We start from the raw sequence: 20,696 nt of genomic DNA on the forward strand, positions 1-20,696 counted from the left end.
TTGAACCCGGGGCTCGACATCCTCAGGGCTTGAGCATGGGTCGCAGCTCAACGAAAGAGAACCAGGTGGCGCCATCGTCAAAACTGACCTCGGTCTGCACGATGAATCGCTGGTTGACGGGCAAGCCAGACATCAGGCTTTTCGGCGCCGTCACCACCACCCCGGCCTCGGTTTGCGCCGCAGTCACACGGTGCTTGTCCATGATCCCGATGCCTTCCACGCTGATGCTGATCAGGCAGTCGGTGCTGATGAACGCCCACTTGCGTTGCGAAATCGGCAGCCCCGTCCCGGGGATGGCCCCGCTCGACACCGGGTCCGAAAAGGGAGCCGCCAGTTGCGGAACCGGGTAACTGTATTTGTCCACTTCACTGATGGTCAGCGTCAGCGGTGTCGAGGGCACGCTGGAGCCATCGGGCAAGTGAATGGTGTAATACACCGGCAAGGTCTTTTTCATCCAGGCGGCAATGTTCTCTTTGGGAATATGTACATCCCGTGACTGGGCACTGACCGGCACGCTGATGGCCCCGTGGCTGCCCGGCTCGCCAAACTGCAGTTCAACGGTGTCGTCATCAAAGTACACCGCCTCTTCAGGGATGCGCACTGTGGCTCCGTCCAGCGCACTCAATGCTTTAAGCACACCGCTTTCGGCTGGCGTGTCGCCGATTTCAACAACCCATGGGGAAGGCGCTACACGCGGTGGCCTGAGGACCGCAATCGTTATCGGGACCGGCGTCGATACCGGGCTCGAATTGCCGGCCCGGTCCTCGGCCCGGTAAGTCACCTGCCATTGGCCGTCCTTGACCGTGTCGCGAAAGAAATCACCGCTGAACGTCAGTTGCACCCGATCCTCATAGTCGTCTTCTGTCAATGGCTGGCTGCGAAAAGAGTGGGACACCCCGTTGCTGAGGTTTTTCCACTCACCCACGATCACGTCACCCGGCGCGGCGACCTTATGGAACGGCACATTGACCTTTACGCTGTCGCCGTACGCCGCGAGATAGTCCTTGGTGACACCTGCGGTCAGGACCTCTGCGGGAAACAGCAGTTCGCTGGGGTTATTCAGCGCCGGGGCTTGCAAATCAATGGTCAAGACCCGGATGTCCGAGGGTTCGGCCTGCCCGGTGGCCAGAATCAGCTGGTAATCCACCTCATGCCGGCCCTGGCTCAAATTCAGGGCGGGCACCTCAATGAAAAAATCGTCCGGTTCGATTCGGCTGCTCCAGGACTTGATCCCGACCGATACGTCATTCCAGAACAGCTCTACGCTCTCGGGATTTTCCGGGGTTGGATTGCTGTTGTCCCAAGGGGCAAATTCGACTTTCAACGGTTTGCCCTGAATGTTGGCCGGTAGCAAGCCGACCTGCCCGCCGGGGATGTCTTGCAACATCGCCAGGGTGAACGGCTTGGGGCGAATGCGACGGATATTCTGATCGATAAAACGCGTGGTTCTGGACATTTCTGATCTCCTCCTGGGGCCCGTGGCGAGCAAGCTCGACAGCTGACCCGCCCCGGTGCATGAAGTGACTATTAATGCCCAGCCCCCCGCGCTCGTATACTGTCAAACCTGACAGGTAAACCCCGCAAAGCATGGATTTCGACAGCCCAAAAAAAGCGCGGGCCACACCGGTGGCCCGCGCTTTCTTCGCTTTTGACATGAGCTGGACGCGTGATTACCAGCTGTAACGCATGCCGATATTCGCACCCCACGGTTGCTCGATCTTGTCGCCGTTGCTGTAGTCAAAGTCGGCATGCACCGAGACCTTGTCGGTCAGTGTCATCGCCAGGCCGGCGCCCAGTTCGCCACGGGAACCGGAGAGGTCGTTGTTGAAGACATTGCTGTTGACCTGCACTTCATTGTTATTGGCGAACTCATGCACATAGGCCGCCCTCACGTAAGGTTGCAGCACTGTGCCATCGTCCAGCGTAAAGTTGCGCCCGGCGGTGGCCCCGACCTTGCCCAGCAAGGAGCGCGTGCGATCACCTTCAGCCTTCAGGCCGTTGTCCAGATCGTAGTCTTTGCCCTGTATGATCACGCCGGACAGTTGCGTGTAAGGCTCGACAAAGTAGCCATCGTCCAGCTTGATATGGCGGCCGACTTCCAGAGACGCGCCGATACCATTGTTGTCGAAGCTGCCCTTGGTTTGCTGGCCATCGCTGAGCTGGACCCTGGACTCGTTCTGGAACCGGTTGAACTTGAGCACGCCGTCCAGGTAGTAGCCGCTCTGCTCATCCATCCAGGTGGTGTATGCGCCGGCATAGTAGCTGTCGACAGTGCCGCTGGTGCCACGGCTCATGTCCAGGTCTGAGGTGCTGTAGCCGGCCATGAGACCAACCAGCCATTGCCCGTCCCCCACCGGCAACGGCGCGTCGGCACCCAATGACAGGCCTTGCTGGGTTTGTTGATACGCCAGACCGGAGCTCGCACTCACGTCGAACTTGTTGCCATAGGCACGGCTCCAGGCCCCCGCTTTGCCATGATCCATACGCACTTCGCCCATGCGGCTGCGCAGGGTGCTGAGTTCACCGTACCAGACGCTGGGGGCTGCATTGAACAGCGCCATGACCGACTGCGTGCCGGGGCTGATAACGCGGCTGGCCGTGTTCAGGTACCAGTCATTGTTGCCCTGCTGGATCAGGTCATAGGAGTACGCCCCCAGGTCAACCGCACCGTTCAACAGCGAAAACGTGGCATCACCGGCAGCAATATGAATCACCGGAACCTGCCCGTCAGCCGTTGGGTCGGCGCCGCTGCTGCCCATCAAGACCTTATGCGCCCCGGTAGCGGTACCGGTGACATTCAGGGTGTCCACCTGGCCAGTGGTGAAATCGGCATCCATGATGAATGTGCCGCTGCCCGACAGGTTGCCCACGGACAACTGATAAAACTCGCTCGGGCTGCCAAACTGGATCGCTCCGCCGTCCATGGCCAGGTTGGCCACCTCGCCGTTGCCGACCATCACCCATTTGGCACTGTCGTTGACCGCCAGTGCACTGAGGTTTTCCAGGCGACCGGTCAGGCTGGCGCCGCGGGTCAGCGTCACGTCTGCCGTGCTGCCGTTTTCAACGATCACGTCCCCCACCAGTTGCGTAGCGCTGTCGCTGGCGGTGAAGTTGGCGGAGCCGTTGCTCTTGACCTCCAGCAGTGCGCCGTTACCCCCGGTCAGGCTCGCGCCATTGCCCACGAAAATGTCAGCAGCACCGCCCTGAACGAGAATGGCCGAGCCCTCCTGGCCTTCAACCCGTGTGCCATTGAGTTCAAGACGCGAACCGCCCGCCTCGCTCGGATCGTCGCGGACCACAATCCCGGTCATGCCTCCGACAATGCTGCCACCCGTGGCGCTGGCCGTACCATCAAACATGAGCAGGCCGATACCATTGGCATCGGTGCCCACCACATCACTGTTGTTTAACGTCAGGTTGCTGCGTGCACTGATATGCACGCCCCGGCTGCCACCGCTGATCACACTGTTATTGACCTCGGCCGTTGAGCCGGTGCCGGTGGCAGTGAAACCCAGCAACATGCCGGCGGTGGCACCGGATATACGGCTGTTGTTGATGACACCCGAACTGTTGAACAGCTCCAGTGCAGTGCCCGAGCCATTGGTCGTGACCGAACTGGAATTGAGATTGACTGTGGACCCGTTCTGGGCCCGGATATTCCAGGTAGAGGCGTTATTGGCAGTTAACGTGGCTTGGGTATTGAGTGTGTAACTGTCAGGCGGGGTGTTCTGATCAATCACGACATCGTCGTTGATAATAGGGCCCGCAACCGCTTGTTGGGCGATCACCAGAAACTGAGCCAGTACGATGTACTTCATCGCGCTGGCTAGAGGGGTCAAGTTAAACAGATTGGTAGCTGACATATTGTGGTTCACCCTTGGTTCACTAACCGTTGTTAACGCCCATCCTCTTACTTGGAAATAGGCCGAAACTTACAAAGGTGCGGATGCTACTTTTAACCCTCCGTATTGAATGTAGGAAAAAGCCCAAATCAAACAGGGAATTGTTGATAAGCAAGTGTTGGAACGTTAACCCGCACTTGTCACAGCCGTAATGATGAACACTCCGGCAATCAGCCCCCGGAGTGTTCATCGCATGGATCAAGCCGTATTCAAGGAATGATGCAACCACCACTGCCCATGAACATGCCCACCGGGGCCGGGGCCGGCAAAGAGGTGACGCGTTTACCCTTGTAGGTGAACGAATACGTCACCACCGTATTGGCCTCCGGATGGTCGGGCGGGTTATAGGCCGGGGCAATATGAGTCACGTATGGCTGGACCCGCCAATTGAACCCGGTCACCGGGAATGGGCTCGACGCATCGCCCAGGGTGACGGTGTCGATCAACGCCGCGGAAGTAATCTCGGTGGTGCCGGTCCGGTCCTGAAACAGCCTCCACGACATCTCCACCGTATCCCCCGGCGCCAGCCAGGCCGATAGATCAGGCACGCTCACCACAATGGCGTTGTCCGGTGCCTGCAATGAAGAGCACACCAGCCAGCCCCGACTGGTCATATGGGGGAAAGTCGCCGGATTGGGTTCAATGACAATGGCATCCACTACATCCACCAAAGTGACCTGCGACTTTTGCCGGTTAGGCGTCACCGTAGGGTCGCCAATGGTGTAATAGACCTGCTTGCCCGGGCCGTTGTCCGTGGCCAGGATATAGTCCCAGGGAATCTGGATGGTTTTGGTAGAGCCGGCGGTTTCTGTGGTGATGGTGAAAGTCGCTTCCGTCACCCGGGTGTTTTCCCACCAGAACTCCAGGGTTTCACCGGCGTTCACCGGGTCGTAGATCGTGAATTCGAAATCAGCCGGTTTATTCGCATCCGTGATGTCAAGGAGGTTATCGCCGCCACCTCCTTTGACCACCCCGGCCAGCAACACCGGATTGGTCGGATCTGGAAAGTCCGGATCGGGATCAGGCAACGGTGGGCCAATGACGCTGAAATCAACCAGAAAATCGTCCTGCTGCGGGCCAAATACGCGCCCTTGCCGATCGACCACGTAGCTGACCGTCGTGGTCTTTTGCCCGGTAGCGCCGACATAGGCCGTGCGCAGTGTCTGCGCCGGGACGGGAATCTCGGTGACGGTGTTTTCCAGCGCAATCACCGCGGGCAAATCCAGCCCGCCCCAGGTGGCGCGGATCATGTCCCCGGACTTCCAGCCGGTGTACGTCGGGATCTCGACAAAAACACCCCCGGCCGCTGTTTCCAGATCGATCACGGCGCCATTGGCTCCGACCGGTACCTCAGGCTTGGCCACCACATTCGGCAAGGCGCCTAGGGTGACGGTAAAGCGCTTGTAACCCGAAAGGCGACTACGATTCAGCGCCCGGTCGAACAAGGTATACAGCACATAAAAAATGCCGTCCTGCCGGGTCTCGATATACGCCTGGGGGATGGTGATCTGGTTATTGGCCGGCACTTCCCGCGCAGCCTCCACCGGAGGAAGCGTGGTCGGGTCATCCGGCAACGGGTCTTTGGCGTACCAATACACCACAGAATCGCCCGCGGCCTTGTCGAGGTAGTCGGGGATAACCCCGGTGACGCTGCCGATATTGCTGTCATCCAGCTCGCTGGTGTTGAACACCATGGCCCCCGGCTCAGGAGTCGCAGAACGTTCATTGGGTGCGGTGGTGTCGCTGGTCAGATTGACCAGGGCACTGGTGGACACCTGGCCGGTGTACTGAATCACTTCATGCTTGAACGTAAAGGCGCCGTCCGGCTGCAGGTGATTGAGCGGGATATTGAAATCCCCGGTCCAGGTATCGGCGAACGGGTAGACAAACTGTTGGCTCAAGACCCGGACGAACGACGGGGCCTGCGGATCGGTGACATGACCAGGCGCGATGAACAGCTCCAGATCTTGAGTGTCACCCGGCGTACTGCCGGTGTTGGACCAGATCGGAATCACCGTATCCAGGCCGTTGAGCTTGATCAGCGGACCATTGAGCAGTCCGTCGACCGGGTCGAGTATCGCGGCAAATGTCGCCGTAGGCAGCGGGTCGTCGAGCTTGGCCGCATGGGTCAGATGACGCTGGGTACGAACCTTGCGGTACGCATCACGCGCCTCCTTTGAGCGGTTGCGGGAATCCAGGGTTGCCATGTTTTCACTCTCCACGCGATCAATAGTAGCCGTGAGAACGGCGGTGGCTATCGAGGCTGTGCGGCGGTTTGAACACTGCAAGGGCGACCTAAGGATCATGCCCAAAGCTCTGCACCACATGACCTTGGAAGAATTAAGCAACAGTTTTCACAACCCCGATACTGTCAAAGTTGACAGTGCGCGGGCAGTCCGGCCGGGCACAGGTTGACACGGGACAGGGATCTTCGGACGCGCTGCTCAACGGCTGACACACGCGCCCGCCCTGCACTTTCCAGGTTCATCGGACAGAAACGCATGCGGGGGCTTGCGACTTGTGTATTATGGTATACCATAAGACGCACAAACGCTTTTCACCCCCTCAAGGAGCAGCTCATGAGTTTCGAAATCCGCAAGATCGTCAGCTATGTTGAAGAAACCCTCATTGAAGGCGGCAAGGCTACCGACACCCCCGTGACCATGGTCGGCCTGGCTGTAGTGATGAAGAACCCTTGGGTTGGCAATGGCTTTGTCGAAGACCTGAAACCGCAAATCCGTGCCAACTGCTCCGACCTCGGCGCCATGATGGTAGAGCGCCTGGTGAAGCTCATTGGCGGTGCCGAGAAAATCGAAGCCTACGGCAAGGCCGCGGTAGTCGGTGCCGATGGCGAAATCGAGCACGCCTCTGCCGTCATTCACACCCTGCGCTTTGGCAACCACTACCGCGAAGCCGTTAAAGCCAAGAGCTATCTGAGCTTTACCAACAAGCGCGGCGGCCCTGGTACCTCGATCCAGATCCCAATGATGCACAAGGATGATGAGGGCCTGCGTTCGCACTACATCACCCTGGAAATGCAAATCGAAGACGCACCCCGTGCCGACGAAATCGTTGTGGTCCTGGGCTGTGCCGACGGCGGCCGTCTGCACCCGCGCATTGGCAACCGCTACATCGACCTGGAAGAACTGGCAGCCGAAAAAGCCCAGTAATGTCGATGTGCGTTACTACAACAAAAAAGGCATGCAGGAGCGCTCCATGATTCGGCTCACCGCTGAACACACACCGGCGGGTACCAGTTACCTGGCGACCGGCCAGGGCCAGCCCGTGGTATTGATCCACGGCGTGGGCCTGAATAAAGAAATGTGGGGTGGCCAGGTCGTTGGCCTGGCCACGAAGTACCGCGTCATTGCTTATGACATGTTGGGTCATGGTGCCAGCCCTCGCCCTGAAAGTGGCACACCGCTGGTTGGCTATGCTGACCAGTTGCTGGAACTGCTCGATCATTTGCAATTGCCCCAGGCAACGGTGATCGGGTTTTCCATGGGCGGGCTGGTAGCACGGGCGTTTGCCCTGCATTACCCGCAGCGTTTGCATGGCCTGGTGGTACTCAACAGCGTATTCAACCGCAGCCCGGAACAGCGTGCAGGCGTTATCGCCCGAACCGCGCAAGCGGCCGAACATGGTCCGGATGCCAACGCCGAAGCCGCACTGTCACGTTGGTTCAGCCGCGAGTACCAGGCGGCCAACCCGGCCCAGATCGCGGCTTTGCGTCAGACCCTGGCCAATAACGACCCACAGGGTTACCTGACCACCTATGAGTTGTTCGCAACCCAGGACATGTACCGCGCCGATGACTTGAACCATATTCAAGTGCCGACGCTGATCGCGACCGGCGAGCTGGACCCGGGTTCAACCCCGCAAATGGCCATGCAATTGGCCGAGCGCATTCCCGGCGCACGCGTTGCTGTGCTCCCCGAGCAACGGCATATGATGCCCGTTGAATCGCCGCGTCTGGTCAACCAGCTGTTGCTGGAATTTCTCGACACAACGCACTCCCGACAAAATCTAATAAAGGGGATTGTTGCATGACACTCGAACGTTTCCAGATGTGCATCGACGGCGAATGGGTCGATGCCCTATCCGGCAAGACCTTTGACAGCCTTAACCCGGCTCTGGCCCAACCTTGGGCGCAACTGCCGGATGCCGACGAAAACGATGTGGAGCGTGCCGTCCAGGCCGCCCAGCGCGCCTTCGACAGCCCGGCCTGGCGCAACCTGACGGCCACCGCGCGCGGCAAGCTGCTGCGCCGCCTGGGTGACTTGATCGCCGAGAACAAGGAGCACCTGGCGCAGCTGGAAAGCCGCGATAACGGCAAGCTGATTCGCGAAACCCGCGGCCAGGTCAGTTATCTGCCAGAGTTTTTCCACTACACCGCAGGCCTTGCCGACAAGCTTGAAGGCGGCACCCTGCCGCTGGACAAGCCCGACCTGTTTGCCTACACGGTGCACGAAGCCATGGGCGTGGTCGCCGCGATCATCCCCTGGAACAGCCCGTTGTACCTGACCGCAATCAAGATGGCACCGGCGCTTGCCGCTGGCAACACCATCGTGATCAAACCATCGGAGCATGCCTCCGCGACCATTCTCGAACTGGCACGCCTGGCGCTCGAAGCCGGCATCCCGGCGGGTGTCGTCAACGTGGTCACCGGCTACGGCCCGAGTACCGGCGCGGCGCTGACCCGTCATCCGCTGGTGCGCAAAATCGCCTTCACCGGCGGCGCCGCCACTGCCCGGCATGTGGTGCGCAGCAGCGCCGAGAATTTCGCCAAACTGTCGCTGGAACTAGGCGGCAAGTCACCCAATATCATTTTTGCCGATGCAGACCTCGACAGCGCCATCAACGGGGCTATTGCCGGCATTTACGCGGCATCGGGCCAGAGCTGCGTCTCCGGTTCGCGGCTGCTGGTGCAAGACGAAATCTACGATGAGTTTGTCGAACGTCTGGTCGAGCGCGCCAAGCGTATCCGCATTGGCAACCCGCAAGATGACGCCAGCGAAATGGGCCCCATGGCCACCGCCCAGCAACTGGCCGTGGTCGAAGGACTGGTGGCCGATGCCATCGCCGAAGGTGCGCACTTGCGGCTTGGCGGTAAACGGCCACAGAACCTGGGCGACGGCTGGTTCTACGAGCCGACGCTGTTCGAATGCGACAGCAACTCGATGAAGATCATGCAGGAAGAAGTGTTCGGCCCGGTGGCCTCCGTGATTCGATTCAAGGACGAGGCCGAGGCACTGGCGATTGCCAACGACTCACAGTTCGGTCTCGCCGCCGGTATCTGGACCCGAGACCTGGGACGCGCCCATCGACTGGCCCGGGATGTACGTTCGGGCATCATTTGGGTCAATACTTACCGCGCCGTGTCAGCCATGGCACCCATCGGCGGTTTCAAAAACAGCGGCTATGGACGCGAGAGCGGCATCGATTCGGTGCTGGCCTATACCGAACTCAAAACGGTATGGATCAACCTCTCCCAGGCCCCCATGCCTGATCCGTTCGTGATGCGCTAGGAGGCAACCGACATGATCGAACCCGGCATTTACAAAGACGTCATGAGCTCGTTCCCGTCCGGTGTGACGGTGGTCACCACCCTGGACCCTGACGGTGGCATCGTGGGCATCACGGCCAGCGCATTCAGTGCGCTGTCGATTGACCCGGCGCTGGTGCTGTTTTGCCCGAACTACGCCTCCGACACCTACCCGATCCTGCGTGACAGCAAGCAATTCGCGATTCATTTGCTGTCCGCCGGGCAGACCGCCGAAGCCTACGCGTTTGCCAGTAAAGGCAAGGAGAAGGCCAAAGGCATCGAGTGGCAACTGAGTGCTCTGGGCAATCCGTTGCTGAACGAAGCCACGGCCATCATCGAGTGCGAACTGTGGCGCGAATACGACGGTGGCGATCACGCGATCATCGTCGGTGCGGTTAAGAACCTGATTCTGCCCGAGCAACCCGTCACGCCGATGATCTACCACAAAGGCAAGCTAGGCCCTCTGCCCACCCTCGCGTAGCACGGTCGCCGCTGTCGGGCGTGCGAGGACTGCGATCGATGATCGCCGCCCTCGCAAAACCTGAATGGCCAGGCCTCACGAACACTTTTTTCTTTTGGAGCCCCCATGCCCCCTGCAGCCACGCAACTGTTTCGCCAGCAGGCCTATATCGACGGCCAATGGCTGGATGCGCCAGACGGCGCGTATCAGGAGATTTTCAACCCGGCTACCGGCGAGCGCATCGGCCAGGTTCCCGCGCTTGGCGCAATACACGCGCGCGCCGCCATCACCGCGGCCAACAAAGCCTGGCCGGCGTGGCGTGCACTGACCGCCAAAGAGCGCAGCCGCCTGCTCAAATGCTGGCACGCACTGATGCTGGAACACGCCGATGAACTGGCCGCCATCCTCACCCTCGAACAGGGCAAGCCACTGGCCGAGGCCAAAGGCGAAATCCTCTACGCCGCAAGCTTTATCGAGTGGTTCGCCGAAGAGGCGAAGCGGGTCTACGGTGACACCATTCCCAGCCATAAAGGCGATGCGCGCATCGTTGTCAGCAAGGAGCCGATCGGCGTGGTCGCGGCCATCACCCCGTGGAACTTCCCGGCGGCGATGATCACCCGCAAGGCCGGCCCGGCGTTGGCCGCCGGTTGCCCGTGCATCGTCAAACCGGCTCCCGAAACACCGTTCTCGGCACTGGCCATGGCTGCACTGGCGGAACAGGCCGGTATTCCGCCGGGCATTTTCAACGTCATCACCGGCGACGCCATCGCCATTGGCGCTGAGCTGACAGCCAGCCCGCTGGTACGCAAACTGTCGTTCACGGGGTCTACCGCCATCGGCAAACTATTGATGGCACAGTGCGCGCCGACCCTGAAAAAAGTTTCGCTGGAGCTGGGCGGCAATGCCCCCTTCATCGTGTTCGACGACGCCAACCTGGAGCGTGCGGTCGAAGGCGCGCTGATTGCCAAATTTCGCAATGCCGGACAAACCTGCGTCTGCGTCAACCGTTTCCTGGTACAGGCCGGTATTCATGACGCCTTTGTTGCACGCCTGGCCGAGCGTGTCGCCCAACTGCAGGTGGGCAGCGGTTTCGAGGCAAGCAGCACCCAGGGCCCGTTGATCAACGAACGGGCGGTGGCCAAGGTCGAAGACCATGTGCAAGACGCCCTCGCCCACGGCGCCCGGTTGCTGTGCGGCGGCGAGCGCCATGCCCTGGGCCACGGTTTTTTCCAGCCTACGGTTCTGGCCGGCATTACCGCCTCGATGAAAGTGGCCAAAGAAGAAACCTTTGGTCCGCTGGCCGCCGTCTTCCGCTTTGAGACCGAAGCCCAGGCGATCCATATGGCCAATGACACGGAATTCGGGCTTGCGGCCTATTGCTACACCCGCGACCTGGGTCGTGCCTGGCGCATGAGCGAGGCCTTGGAGTACGGCATGGTCGGGATCAACGAAGGGCTGATTTCCACCGAAGTGGCCCCTTTCGGAGGGATCAAGTCTTCCGGCCTGGGCCGTGAAGGCTCCAAGTACGGAATTGAGGATTACCTGGAACTCAAATACACCTTGATGGGTGGGTTGGATGACTTTGGGAGCACACCGCAATGAGTCATGAAAAGTATGAACAAGGGCTGAAAATCCGCACTCAGGTCCTGGGTGAAGCCTACGTCAATCGCTCTATCGAGAACGCAGACGACTTCACCCGCCCGCTTCAGGAAATGGTCACTGAGTACTGCTGGGGCCACGTCTGGGGCCGTGATGGCTTGTCGCTTAAAGAGCGCAGCATGATAAACTTGGCAATGATTTCGGCCCTCAACCGGCCACACGAACTCAAGCTGCATGTACGTGGTGCCTTGCGTAACGGCCTGAGTCGTGAACAAATACGCGAAATTCTGCTTCAGGTCGGCATTTACTGCGGTGTACCCGCTGCCGTAGACAGTTTCCGGCTTGCCCGTGAAGCGTTTGCCGAAGCCGATGCCGAGGCCTCCAGTTAACCCTTGGCTGTTTGATCTGACCGGAGCACGGATGATCTGAATGATCGAAGTGCTCTTTTTGCAATGGACAGCCACACTCAGAGCAGCCCCCCATGAAACGTCTGCCCCTCGACGACAGCTTCAAGGTCAATCGCAACCCCGTTACCCTGCGCGAAATCGTGCTGGATAAACTACGAAGCGCCATCATGAACTTCCAGCTCCTGCCGGGAGATCGCCTGGTCGAGCGCGACCTGTGCGACCGGCTTGGCGTCAGCCGCACCTCGGTTCGCGAAGCCTTGCGTCACCTGGAGTCCGAAGGTCTGGTGGAATTTGCCGACGCCAAGGGGCCACGGGTTGCGATCATTACCCTGGCCGATGCCGGCGACATTTATGAGCTGCGTTGCGTGCTTGAAGGCCTGATCGTCCAGCTCTTCACCTTGCGTGCCAAGGCCAAGGACATCAAGGCCCTGGAAAAAGCCCTCGAGGAAAACCGCAAGGCCCTCAAGGATGGCGAGCTGCAACAGGTCATCGACTCGGTTCAGGGGTTTTATGACGTGCTGCTCGAAGGTTCCGGCAACCATGTGGCGGCCACTCAGTTGCGTCAATTGCAAGCACGCATCAGTTATTTGCGGGCAACTTCGGTGTCTCAGGAAAACCGCCGCGGCGCGAGTAATCAGGAAATGGAACGCATCGTCGATGCGATCAAGAGCGGTGATCCCCTGGCGGCTCACCAGGCCTGTGTCGAACACGTCCGTGCTGCGGCAACCGTGGCTCTGGAATACCTCAAGCGCAAGCAGGAAGAAACCGGCGAGATCCCTCAGATCACGCTGCCGATCGCGCTTAAAGAACCGCGCATAGGTCGCTGAACATGTTCAGCCCGAGCTTTTGTCCACAGTGCGGCTGCCAGGACCTCAAGTCTCAGCTTCCGCCGGGCGATACGCACGAGCGCCTGATGTGCCGCGGTTGCGGCTACATCCATTACCTGAATCCAAAAATCATCACGGGCTGCATCATCGAGCAGGACGGTAAATACCTGCTTTGCCAGCGCGCCATCGCCCCGCGTCCCGGTACCTGGACGCTGCCGGCGGGCTTTATGGAAGGTGGCGAAACCACCGAGCAGGCTGCACTGCGCGAGGTCTGGGAAGAAAGCGGCGTACGCGCTGAAATCCTCTCGCCCTATTCGATCTTCAGTGTGCCGACGATCAGCGAGGTGTATATCATTTTCCGCGCCGTCGCCCTGGAAATCACCGGCCAGTTCGGACCTGAAACCCTCGCCTGCCAGTTCTTCGCGCCTCAGGACATCCCCTGGGACAGCATCTACTACCCTGCGATCCGGCAGATCCTCGAGCGTTATATCGAGGAACGTCAGGCCGGTGTCTATGGCCTCTATACCGGCAACGACGACACCGGCAAGATCCACTTCATCCGCTAAGCCGCAAGCCCGGATGTTCGCGGCCTGCGGCATCTCCCGCCGCGCTAGGGCGCCACGCCTTCGACAATAATCACCTCGGCCCGGGCCACGCCCTCGCGGTGCCCTTTCGCGTCTTGATACAACTCGGATTCGTAGCAGGCCAGTGCCTGTTCGTAGGAGTCGAATTCGATCACCACACTGCGCTGCGGGGTTGGCCGGCCTTCCATGGCCTGACTGCGCCCGCCCCGGGCGAGGATACGTCCGCCATGCAACGCAAAGGCCGCCGGTGCCCTCTGAGTGTAGTGACTGTATTGCTCGGGGTCGGTGATATCCACGTGTGCAATCCAATACGCCTTCATAGTGACCTCTCGGGTTATTTTGTATTATGGTATACCATATTCAGGCGCATCATATCCGGAGAATCCAGCATGGCCTTCAACAGCATCGAAGAAATCATCGCCGACTATAAGCTCGGCAGAATGGTGCTCATGGTAGACGACGAAGATCGGGAAAACGAAGGCGACCTGCTGCTGGCTGCCGACTGTTGCAACGCTGAGGCCATCAGCTTTATGGCCCGGGAAGCCCGTGGTCTGATTTGCCTGACCCTGACCGACGAACATTGCCAGCGCCTGGGCCTGGAGCAGATGGTCCCCAGCAATGGCAGTGTCTTCAGTACCGCCTTCACCGTGTCCATCGAAGCCGCGACGGGTGTGACCACCGGCATTTCCGCCGCTGACCGTGCGCGCACTGTGGCCGCAGCCGTGAACGTCAATGCCGGGCCAGCCGACCTGGTGCAGCCCGGGCACATTTTCCCGTTGCGGGCCAAGGAAGGCGGCGTATTGACCCGCGCCGGCCACACTGAAACCGGCTGCGACCTGGCGCGCCTTGCCGGTTTTACCCCGGCCTCGGTGATTGTCGAAGTCATGAATGATGACGGCACCATGGCCCGTCGACCTGATCTGGAAGTCTTCGCCCGCAAGCATGGCATCAAGATCGGCACCATTGCCGACCTGATTCACTACCGTCTCAGCACCGAACGCACCGTGGTACGCATCGGCGAACGAGAACTGCCCACCGTGCATGGCAACTTCCGCCTGATCACCTTTGAAGATCGCATTGAAGGCGGCGTGCACATGGCAATGGTCATGGGCACCTTGCACCGGGACGATCCGACTCTGGTGCGGGTGCATGTAATCGATCCGTTGCGCGATCTGGTCGGTGCTGCATACAGCGGCCCTTCGAACTGGACGCTGTGGGCCGCACTGCAGCGAGTGGCTGAAGAAGGCCGGGGTGTGGTGGTGGTGCTGGCCAACCATGAATCGTCCCAGGCGCTGCTTGAGCGCGTGCCGCAATTGACCCAGCCTCCTCGTCAGTTCAATCGCTCGCAATCGCGAATTTATTCAGAAGTGGGCACCGGGGCGCAAATCCTTCAGGACCTCGGCGTGGGCAAGCTGCGTCATCTCGGTCCCCCGCTCAAGTACGCCGGCTTGACCGGATATGACCTCGAAGTGGTGGAGAGCATTGCCTTTACCGGCTGAGCCCGAGACTGACCGGCAGGCAGAATTTCACTGCCCACAGGCCATTCCCGGCGGATGGCCGGTCAGGCAAAAGACTTGTAGAAAGTTTGGAATACCATAATATGACATCCCATAGGCCGAGCACCTCTCCCCCGGTGCCGCGCCTGCATAACAACAATAAAACCCCGAGGCCCGGCCACCTTTAACGGCCAGATGGACCTGATGCTCCCGATAGGCGGGCACTGCAAAGCCCGCTCAAAAACACAACAAATGAGGGCGTAAAAATGGCGTTGAATACACGTGCAACCGCAGTCCTGCTTGCAGGTTTCCTGACCACCGTCAGTCACATGGCCGTAGCAGCCGAGAGTTTGAATTTCGTCAGCTGGGGCGGCAGTACCCAGGATGCGCAAAAGCAGGCCTGGGCCGAACCTTTCAGCAAGGCCAGCGGCATCACCGTGGTCCAGGACGGGCCGACCGACTACGGAAAGCTCAAGGCCATGGTCGAAAGCGGCAACGTGCAGTGGGACGTGGTCGACGTCGAAGCCGACTTCGCCCTGCGCGCCGCCGCTGAAGGCCTGCTCGAACCCCTCGATTTTTCGGTGATCCCGCGCGACAGAATCGACCCGCGATTTGTCTCGGATCATGGCGTGGGCTCGTTCTTCTTCTCGTTCGTGCTCGGCTATAACGAAAACCGCCTCGGCACGGCCAAGCCACAGGACTGGAGCGCTCTGTTCGACACCAAAACCTATCCCGGCAAGCGTGCGCTCTACAAATGGCCAAGCCCCGGCGTACTGGAGCTGGCGCTGCTGGCCGATGGCGTACCTGCCGAGACACTCTATCCGCTGGACCTCGATCGCGCGTTCAAGAAGCTCGACACCATCAAGAAAGATATTGTCTGGTGGGGCGGCGGTGCTCAGTCGCAGCAGCTGCTGGCTTCAGGCGAGGTCAGCATGGGCCAACTGTGGAACGGCCGGGTGCATGCCCTGCAGCAAGATGGCGCTCCGGTCGGGGTGAGCTGGAAACAGAACCTGGTCATGGCCGATATTCTGGTCATCCCCAAAGGCGCGAAAAACAAAGCCGCTGCAATGAAGTTCCTGGCCAATGCCAGCAGCGCCCGGGGCCAGGCTGACTTCTCCAACCTGACCGCCTATGCGCCGGTGAACCTGGACAGCGTGGCGCTTTTGGACACCGGGCTCGCGCCTAACCTGCCAACGGCGTATGCCAACGATCAAATTACCCTCGACTTCGCCTACTGGGCCAAAAACGGTTCGGCCATCGCGACGCGGTGGAACGAATGGCTGGTGAAATGAAAATGACAGCCCCCGCATCCAACTCGTCCACAGCAAGCGGTGGAGCCTCGGGCGTCACCGGCTCGCCTCCTGTCACGCGTACCATGCTCAAGTCATCCTCTTCGCTGGCTCAGCGCTGGCGAGGGGCCGGCAACCTGGTGCCCGCGCTGCTGTTCCTTGGCCTGTTCTTTTTGGCGCCTCTGATCGGCCTGCTGCTGCGCGGTGTGCTTGAGCCGACACCGGGCCTGGGCAACTACGAACAATTGTTTGCCAATTCGGCCTATGGCCGGGTGTTGCTCAATACGTTCTCTGTCGCCGGGCTGGTGACCCTGTTCAGTCTGCTGCTGGGGTTTCCGCTTGCCTGGGCAATCACCCTGGTACCCCGTGGCTGGGGGCGCTGGATCCTCAACATTGTGCTGCTGTCGATGTGGACCAGCCTCCTGGCGCGGACGTACTCCTGGCTGGTGCTGTTGCAGGCCTCCGGCGTCATCAACAAGGCATTGATGGCCATGGGCATTATCGATCAGCCGCTGGAAATGGTGCACAACCTGACTGGCGTGGTGATCGGCATGAGCTACATCATGATCCCGTTTATCGTCCTGCCGCTGCAGGCCACCATGCAGGCCATCGACCCGATGATCCTGCAGGCCGGATCGATCTGCGGCGCCAGCCCCTGGAGCAACTTCTTCCGGGTGTTCCTGCCGCTGTGCCGGCCGGGACTGTTCTCGGGCGGCCTGATGGTGTTCGTGATGTCTCTCGGTTACTACGTGACCCCGGCCCTGCTGGGCGGCGCGCAAAACATGATGCTGCCCGAGTTCATCATTCAGCAGGTGCAGTCGTTCCTCAATTGGGGCCTGGCAAGTGCCGGCGCCGCATTGCTGATCGCCATCACTCTGGTGCTGTTCTACTTCTACCTGAAGCTCCAGCCGGAATCCCCGGTTGGCGCCAGTAACGCGAGGTAAGCCATCATGCTGCTGACCCCCAATGCGATGAGCCGACGCATGCGTTTCGGACTCTATTCCACCACCGGGCTGATCGCGCTGTTCCTGCTGCTGCCCATCGTGTTCATCGTCCTGCTTTCATTTGGTTCATCCCAATGGCTGGTGTTCCCGCCCCCTGGCTGGACACTGAAATGGTATGGCCAGTTCTTCTCCAATGCCGACTGGATGAATGCGGCGCTGGCCAGCCTCAAGGTCGCACTGCTGACCACCGTTTTCGCCGTGGCGCTGGGCCTGCCCACCGCGTTTGCACTGGTGCGCGGGCGCTTCCCGGGACGCGAAATGCTCTACGGGTTGTTTACCCTGCCGATGATCGTGCCACTGGTGATTATCGCGGTGGCGGTCTACGCGCTGTTTCTCAAGCTGGGTTACACCGGCACCCTGTTCGCTTTCGTGGTCAGCCACGTCATTGTGGCGTTACCGTTCACCATCATCTCGATCATCAACTCTCTGAAGCTGTTCGATCAATCGATCGAGGATGCGGCGGTGATTTGTGGTGCGTCACGCTTGCAAGCCGTGTTCAAAGTGACCTTTCCGGCGATTCGCCCCGGCATGATTGCCGGCGCCCTGTTCGCATTTCTGGTGTCGTGGGATGAAGTGGTGCTGAGCGTAATGATGGCCAGCCCGACCCTGCAAACCTTGCCGGTCAAAATGTGGACCACGCTGCGGCAGGACCTGACCCCCGTTATTGCTGTGGCCTCAACGCTGCTGATCGGCCTTTCGGTGCTGGTCATGGTGATCGCCGCCGCCCTTCGCAGACGCAACCCAATCAGCGCTTAAGCGCCCAGGAGAACGACATGAGTGCTGTGATCAAAAACCTCGAACAACCCACCGACCTGCCCCTTGTCAGCCTGCGTAACCTGAACAGGCACTACGGCGATTTTGCTGCCGTGGACAACATCTCGCTGGACATCAAGGAGGGTGAATTCCTCACCTTCCTCGGGTCCAGCGGGTCAGGTAAAAGCACCACCCTGTCGATGCTTGCCGGCTTCGAAACACCGAGCAGCGGCGAGATTCTGGTCAACGGCCAATCGCTGGTCAACGTGCCGCCCCACAAGCGCGACATCGGCATGGTGTTTCAGCGCTACTCACTGTTCCCGCACTTGTCAGTGCGCGACAACATCGCGTTCCCGCTGGCGATTCGCAAGCTGTCCAGTGCCGAGCGCGACCGCCGGGTCGACGCCATGCTCAAACTGGTCCAACTGGATACGTTCGCCCATCGCCGTCCGTCCCAACTCTCCGGTGGCCAGCAGCAACGCGTGGCCATCGCCCGGGCGCTGGTCTATGAACCACGCATTCTGCTGATGGATGAGCCCCTGGGGGCCCTCGACAAAAAGCTGCGCGAAGACTTGCAGGACGAGCTGCGCCAACTGCATCGACGTCTGGGCATCACCATCGTCTACGTCACCCACGACCAGGAAGAAGCCATGCGCCTGTCCCAGCGCATCGCCATTTTCAGTCACGGCAAGATTGTCGGCCTGGGCAGTGGGTACGACCTTTACCAGAACCCGCCCAACGCCTTTGTCGCGTCGTTCCTCGGCAACTCTAACTTCCTCAGGCTCAAGGCCCGGGGCAGTGGTGCTGCAAGCTTTGAAGGCCAGCCGTTGTCGATTCGCCTCACCGCCGGCCTGCACAACGATCAGGATGTGTTACTGATGGTCCGTCCGGAAAAGGCCCAGGCTCTGAGCTTGCAGCAAGCTCACCAGGAGCCTTTGGCCAGCGGCTGGAACGCCGTATCGGCGAAAGTGCTGGAAGTACTGTTTCTGGGCGAAAGCCAGACCTGCAGCGTCGTTACGGCCGGCGGCACGGCAATGACCGTCAAGGCGCTGTCTGCCGCCGGCATGCCGCTCAAGGCCGGCGACCCGGTGCAAGTACGCTGGGCCACGGCTGACGCCTGCGTATACACCGACTGGGCGGAAAGCGATCTGAACAAAGCCGCCGCTCACTCCTGAACCCCGCCAAGACCAGCGACTGCACACCCACAAAAACGCCCGGCATTTGCCGGGCGTTTTTGTGTCGGGTTCAGGCGTGGCTGATAAGTTTCTAGTCGCTGTAGACCAGCGTTGCGGATTTGACGCCCTGTGCCTGTCCACGCGTCGCCAGGCAGTAGTACAGCGGGCATGTAACCACCAGCCCGACCAGCCACGACAGGTCAGCACCTTCCACCAGGTTGGCATACGGGCCAACATACAGCGAGGTGTTGGCAAACGGCAGTTGCACAATGATGCCGATGAAATACGCCACGATTGCGTACAGGTTATAGCGCCCGTAGATCCCGCCATCCGCACTGAAAATCGAGGCAATGTCGTAGTTGCCGCGCTTGATCACATAGAAGTCGATCAGATTGATCGAAGCCCAGGGCACCAGCACCAGCAACAGCGCCAGGATCAGGCCGATGAACTGCGAAATGAAGTCCGCCGAGGCGCTCAGGGCAACCAGGCAGCAACCGCTCAGCACAATAGCCGACAACACCACCCGCACCTTGATGCTGGGTGTCCACTGGCTGGCGAACGTCTGGATCGAGGTGATGATCGACAGCACCGCACCGTACAGATTCAACGCGTTGTGACTGATGATATTGAGCAGGAACAGCACCATCAGAATCGGCCCAAGCCAGCCCGTCGACTGCTTGACCGCGACCATTGCCTCAGTCCCTTCGGGGGTCGCCAGTACCGCGACCGCGCCGAACGAAAAGGACAGTATCGTGCCCAGGGTCGCCCCCAGGTAAGTAGCAAAGAATGGTTTGGCAAAGCCGATGTCGGCCGGCAGGTACCGCGAATAGTCCGAGACATACGGCGAGAAGCTGATCTGCCAGATGATCCCCAGTGACACCGTTGCCAGCCATCCGGAAAGGTTGAAACCGCCACGGGTCAGGAAGTCGGCCGGCAAGTCATGGGCGAATATGTACAGAAAGCCGGCCAGCAAGGCGCTGCCCATGACCCAGGTGCCAATGCGATTGAGGGTATGAATGAAACGGTAACCGATCACGCCAATCGCTGTTGCGCTCAAGGCACCGATCAGAATGCTCGCAGGCACCGGTACCGACGGGACAATCCCGACAATGGATTTGCCGGCCAGTACGATATTGGAGATGAAAAAGCCGACATAAATGATCGCCGCAAAACAGACGATCAACAGCGCACCATAGCGGCCGAACTGGCCACGGCTCTGGACCATTTGCGGGATCCCCATGCGCGGCCCCTGGGCTGACGCCAGGGCAATCACGAGGCCACCGACCATGTGCCCCAAGGCAATCGCCAGCAGGCCCCAAAACAGGTCGAGGTGGAACACTTGCACCACCATTGCGCCCGTCACGATGGGCAGGGGCGCAATATTGGTACTGAACCATAGGGTGAACAGGTCGCGGGCCTTCCCATGGCGTTCCGCGAGTGGGACGTAGTCGACCGTGTGGTTCTCGATCAGGGGGTCTTGCCGGGACATCTGGGACATAGGAATGAACTCAAGTTTGTCTGATCTTATAGTTGTATGAAGCCAAACCGGAGGTGCTCTCTGGCAACCCCTCAGATGAGTACCATATTATGGTATTCCAAACTTAAAACAAGACTGATCCGGTCCCTGAGCGCTCATCTGATCCGCAATCCTGACG

The 20,696-nt window shown here is 59.9% G+C and carries 18 protein-coding genes; 13 read left to right on the top strand and 5 right to left on the bottom strand.

The genetic code is table 11. The features are described 5' to 3' along the window. Positions 1 to 22 precede the first annotated feature (22 nt). The 3 genes from DQN55_RS12335 to DQN55_RS12345 all read right to left on the bottom strand — a co-directional run bounded on the left by DQN55_RS12335 (position 23) and on the right by DQN55_RS12345 (position 6,109). Positions 23 to 1,456 (bottom strand): hypothetical protein, encoded by a 1,434-nt coding sequence (locus tag DQN55_RS12335; protein ID WP_048382193.1) that lies wholly within the window; start codon positions 1,454 to 1,456, stop codon positions 23 to 25. A 214-nt stretch (positions 1,457 to 1,670) separates the two neighbouring features. After that, positions 1,671 to 3,863 carry an autotransporter outer membrane beta-barrel domain-containing protein gene (locus DQN55_RS12340; RefSeq protein ID WP_048382192.1) on the bottom strand — a complete coding sequence of 731 codons (2,193 nt, stop codon included), beginning with the start codon at positions 3,861 to 3,863 and terminating at the stop codon, positions 1,671 to 1,673. Between the two features lie 248 nt (positions 3,864 to 4,111). Continuing rightward, positions 4,112 to 6,109 (bottom strand): hypothetical protein, encoded by a 1,998-nt coding sequence (locus tag DQN55_RS12345; protein WP_048382191.1) that lies wholly within the window; start codon positions 6,107 to 6,109, stop codon positions 4,112 to 4,114. 372 nt (positions 6,110 to 6,481) lie between these two features. On the opposite strand from DQN55_RS12345, the gene DQN55_RS12350 reads away from it, so the two are divergent. The 8 genes from DQN55_RS12350 (at position 6,482) to DQN55_RS12385 (ending at position 13,306) form a co-directional block, all read left to right on the top strand. Next, positions 6,482 to 7,072 (top strand): amino acid synthesis family protein, encoded by a 591-nt coding sequence (locus DQN55_RS12350; RefSeq protein WP_048382190.1) that lies wholly within the window; start codon positions 6,482 to 6,484, stop codon positions 7,070 to 7,072. 46 nt (positions 7,073 to 7,118) lie between these two features. Continuing rightward, a complete protein-coding gene (locus DQN55_RS12355; protein WP_048382260.1) occupies positions 7,119 to 7,952 on the top strand; it encodes an alpha/beta fold hydrolase in 834 nt (277 codons plus the stop codon). Next, positions 7,949 to 9,430: an aldehyde dehydrogenase gene (locus DQN55_RS12360; protein WP_048382189.1), complete on the top strand. Its 1,482-nt coding sequence runs from the start codon at positions 7,949 to 7,951 to the stop codon at positions 9,428 to 9,430. The genes DQN55_RS12355 and DQN55_RS12360 overlap by 4 nt, the downstream gene beginning before the upstream one ends. Before the next feature lie 12 nt (positions 9,431 to 9,442). Next, a complete protein-coding gene (locus DQN55_RS12365; protein WP_048382188.1) occupies positions 9,443 to 9,928 on the top strand; it encodes a flavin reductase family protein in 486 nt (161 codons plus the stop codon). A 105-nt stretch (positions 9,929 to 10,033) separates the two neighbouring features. Further along, the gene (locus DQN55_RS12370) at positions 10,034 to 11,509 is read left to right on the top strand and encodes an NAD-dependent succinate-semialdehyde dehydrogenase (protein WP_048382187.1); all 1,476 of its coding nucleotides are present in this window, start codon (positions 10,034 to 10,036) and stop codon (positions 11,507 to 11,509) included. Then, complete coding sequence (pcaC, locus tag DQN55_RS12375; protein ID WP_048382186.1) at positions 11,506 to 11,895, top strand: 4-carboxymuconolactone decarboxylase; 390 nt, start codon at positions 11,506 to 11,508, stop codon at positions 11,893 to 11,895. The genes DQN55_RS12370 and pcaC overlap by 4 nt, the downstream gene beginning before the upstream one ends. A gap of 92 nt (positions 11,896 to 11,987) precedes the next feature. Further along, positions 11,988 to 12,740: a GntR family transcriptional regulator gene (locus DQN55_RS12380; RefSeq protein WP_048382185.1), complete on the top strand. Its 753-nt coding sequence runs from the start codon at positions 11,988 to 11,990 to the stop codon at positions 12,738 to 12,740. Positions 12,741 to 12,742: 2 nt separating this feature from the next. Then, positions 12,743 to 13,306 carry an NUDIX hydrolase gene (locus DQN55_RS12385; protein WP_048382184.1) on the top strand — a complete coding sequence of 188 codons (564 nt, stop codon included), beginning with the start codon at positions 12,743 to 12,745 and terminating at the stop codon, positions 13,304 to 13,306. Between the two features lie 44 nt (positions 13,307 to 13,350). Here DQN55_RS12385 and DQN55_RS12390 read toward each other — a convergent pair whose 3' ends face one another. Then, entirely contained in the window at positions 13,351 to 13,644 is a 294-nt protein-coding gene (locus tag DQN55_RS12390; RefSeq protein WP_048382183.1) for a DUF1330 domain-containing protein, read from the bottom strand. Between the two features lie 69 nt (positions 13,645 to 13,713). On the opposite strand from DQN55_RS12390, the gene ribBA reads away from it, so the two are divergent. The 5 genes from ribBA (at position 13,714) to DQN55_RS12415 (ending at position 19,041) form a co-directional block, all read left to right on the top strand. Continuing rightward, positions 13,714 to 14,823, top strand: a complete 1,110-nt coding sequence (gene ribBA / locus DQN55_RS12395) for a bifunctional 3,4-dihydroxy-2-butanone-4-phosphate synthase/GTP cyclohydrolase II (protein WP_048382182.1) — start codon at positions 13,714 to 13,716, stop codon at positions 14,821 to 14,823. Positions 14,824 to 15,086: 263 nt separating this feature from the next. Next, a complete protein-coding gene (locus DQN55_RS12400) occupies positions 15,087 to 16,112 on the top strand; it encodes an ABC transporter substrate-binding protein (RefSeq protein WP_048382181.1) in 1,026 nt (341 codons plus the stop codon). Next, positions 16,109 to 17,053 (top strand): ABC transporter permease, encoded by a 945-nt coding sequence (locus DQN55_RS12405; protein ID WP_048382180.1) that lies wholly within the window; start codon positions 16,109 to 16,111, stop codon positions 17,051 to 17,053. The genes DQN55_RS12400 and DQN55_RS12405 overlap by 4 nt, the downstream gene beginning before the upstream one ends. A gap of 6 nt (positions 17,054 to 17,059) precedes the next feature. Continuing rightward, on the top strand, positions 17,060 to 17,869 hold the full coding sequence (locus DQN55_RS12410) for an ABC transporter permease (RefSeq protein ID WP_048382179.1): 810 nt from the start codon (positions 17,060 to 17,062) through the stop codon (positions 17,867 to 17,869). Between the two features lie 17 nt (positions 17,870 to 17,886). Continuing rightward, the gene (locus DQN55_RS12415) at positions 17,887 to 19,041 is read left to right on the top strand and encodes an ABC transporter ATP-binding protein (RefSeq protein ID WP_048382178.1); all 1,155 of its coding nucleotides are present in this window, start codon (positions 17,887 to 17,889) and stop codon (positions 19,039 to 19,041) included. Positions 19,042 to 19,132: 91 nt separating this feature from the next. Here DQN55_RS12415 and DQN55_RS12420 read toward each other — a convergent pair whose 3' ends face one another. Next, the gene (locus DQN55_RS12420) at positions 19,133 to 20,539 is read right to left on the bottom strand and encodes a purine-cytosine permease family protein (RefSeq protein ID WP_048382177.1); all 1,407 of its coding nucleotides are present in this window, start codon (positions 20,537 to 20,539) and stop codon (positions 19,133 to 19,135) included. Positions 20,540 to 20,696: the final 157 nt, after the last annotated feature.

Source organism: Pseudomonas taetrolens (genome assembly GCF_900475285.1).
In the GTDB taxonomy this organism is placed as follows: Bacteria; Pseudomonadota; Gammaproteobacteria; order Pseudomonadales; family Pseudomonadaceae; genus Aquipseudomonas; species Aquipseudomonas taetrolens.

Coding starts and splice junctions, on each gene's coding strand:
- DQN55_RS12335 (WP_048382193.1), bottom strand. CDS start 1,456: ATGTCCAGAACCACGCGTTTTATCGATCAGAATATCCGTCGCATTCGC.
- DQN55_RS12340 (WP_048382192.1), bottom strand. CDS start 3,863: ATGTCAGCTACCAATCTGTTTAACTTGACCCCTCTAGCCAGCGCGATG.
- DQN55_RS12345 (WP_048382191.1), bottom strand. CDS start 6,109: ATGGCAACCCTGGATTCCCGCAACCGCTCAAAGGAGGCGCGTGATGCG.
- DQN55_RS12350 (WP_048382190.1), top strand. CDS start 6,482: ATGAGTTTCGAAATCCGCAAGATCGTCAGCTATGTTGAAGAAACCCTC.
- DQN55_RS12355 (WP_048382260.1), top strand. CDS start 7,119: ATGATTCGGCTCACCGCTGAACACACACCGGCGGGTACCAGTTACCTG.
- DQN55_RS12360 (WP_048382189.1), top strand. CDS start 7,949: ATGACACTCGAACGTTTCCAGATGTGCATCGACGGCGAATGGGTCGAT.
- DQN55_RS12365 (WP_048382188.1), top strand. CDS start 9,443: ATGATCGAACCCGGCATTTACAAAGACGTCATGAGCTCGTTCCCGTCC.
- DQN55_RS12370 (WP_048382187.1), top strand. CDS start 10,034: ATGCCCCCTGCAGCCACGCAACTGTTTCGCCAGCAGGCCTATATCGAC.
- pcaC (WP_048382186.1), top strand. CDS start 11,506: ATGAGTCATGAAAAGTATGAACAAGGGCTGAAAATCCGCACTCAGGTC.
- DQN55_RS12380 (WP_048382185.1), top strand. CDS start 11,988: ATGAAACGTCTGCCCCTCGACGACAGCTTCAAGGTCAATCGCAACCCC.
- DQN55_RS12385 (WP_048382184.1), top strand. CDS start 12,743: ATGTTCAGCCCGAGCTTTTGTCCACAGTGCGGCTGCCAGGACCTCAAG.
- DQN55_RS12390 (WP_048382183.1), bottom strand. CDS start 13,644: ATGAAGGCGTATTGGATTGCACACGTGGATATCACCGACCCCGAGCAA.
- ribBA (WP_048382182.1), top strand. CDS start 13,714: ATGGCCTTCAACAGCATCGAAGAAATCATCGCCGACTATAAGCTCGGC.
- DQN55_RS12400 (WP_048382181.1), top strand. CDS start 15,087: ATGGCGTTGAATACACGTGCAACCGCAGTCCTGCTTGCAGGTTTCCTG.
- DQN55_RS12405 (WP_048382180.1), top strand. CDS start 16,109: ATGAAAATGACAGCCCCCGCATCCAACTCGTCCACAGCAAGCGGTGGA.
- DQN55_RS12410 (WP_048382179.1), top strand. CDS start 17,060: ATGCTGCTGACCCCCAATGCGATGAGCCGACGCATGCGTTTCGGACTC.
- DQN55_RS12415 (WP_048382178.1), top strand. CDS start 17,887: ATGAGTGCTGTGATCAAAAACCTCGAACAACCCACCGACCTGCCCCTT.
- DQN55_RS12420 (WP_048382177.1), bottom strand. CDS start 20,539: ATGTCCCAGATGTCCCGGCAAGACCCCCTGATCGAGAACCACACGGTC.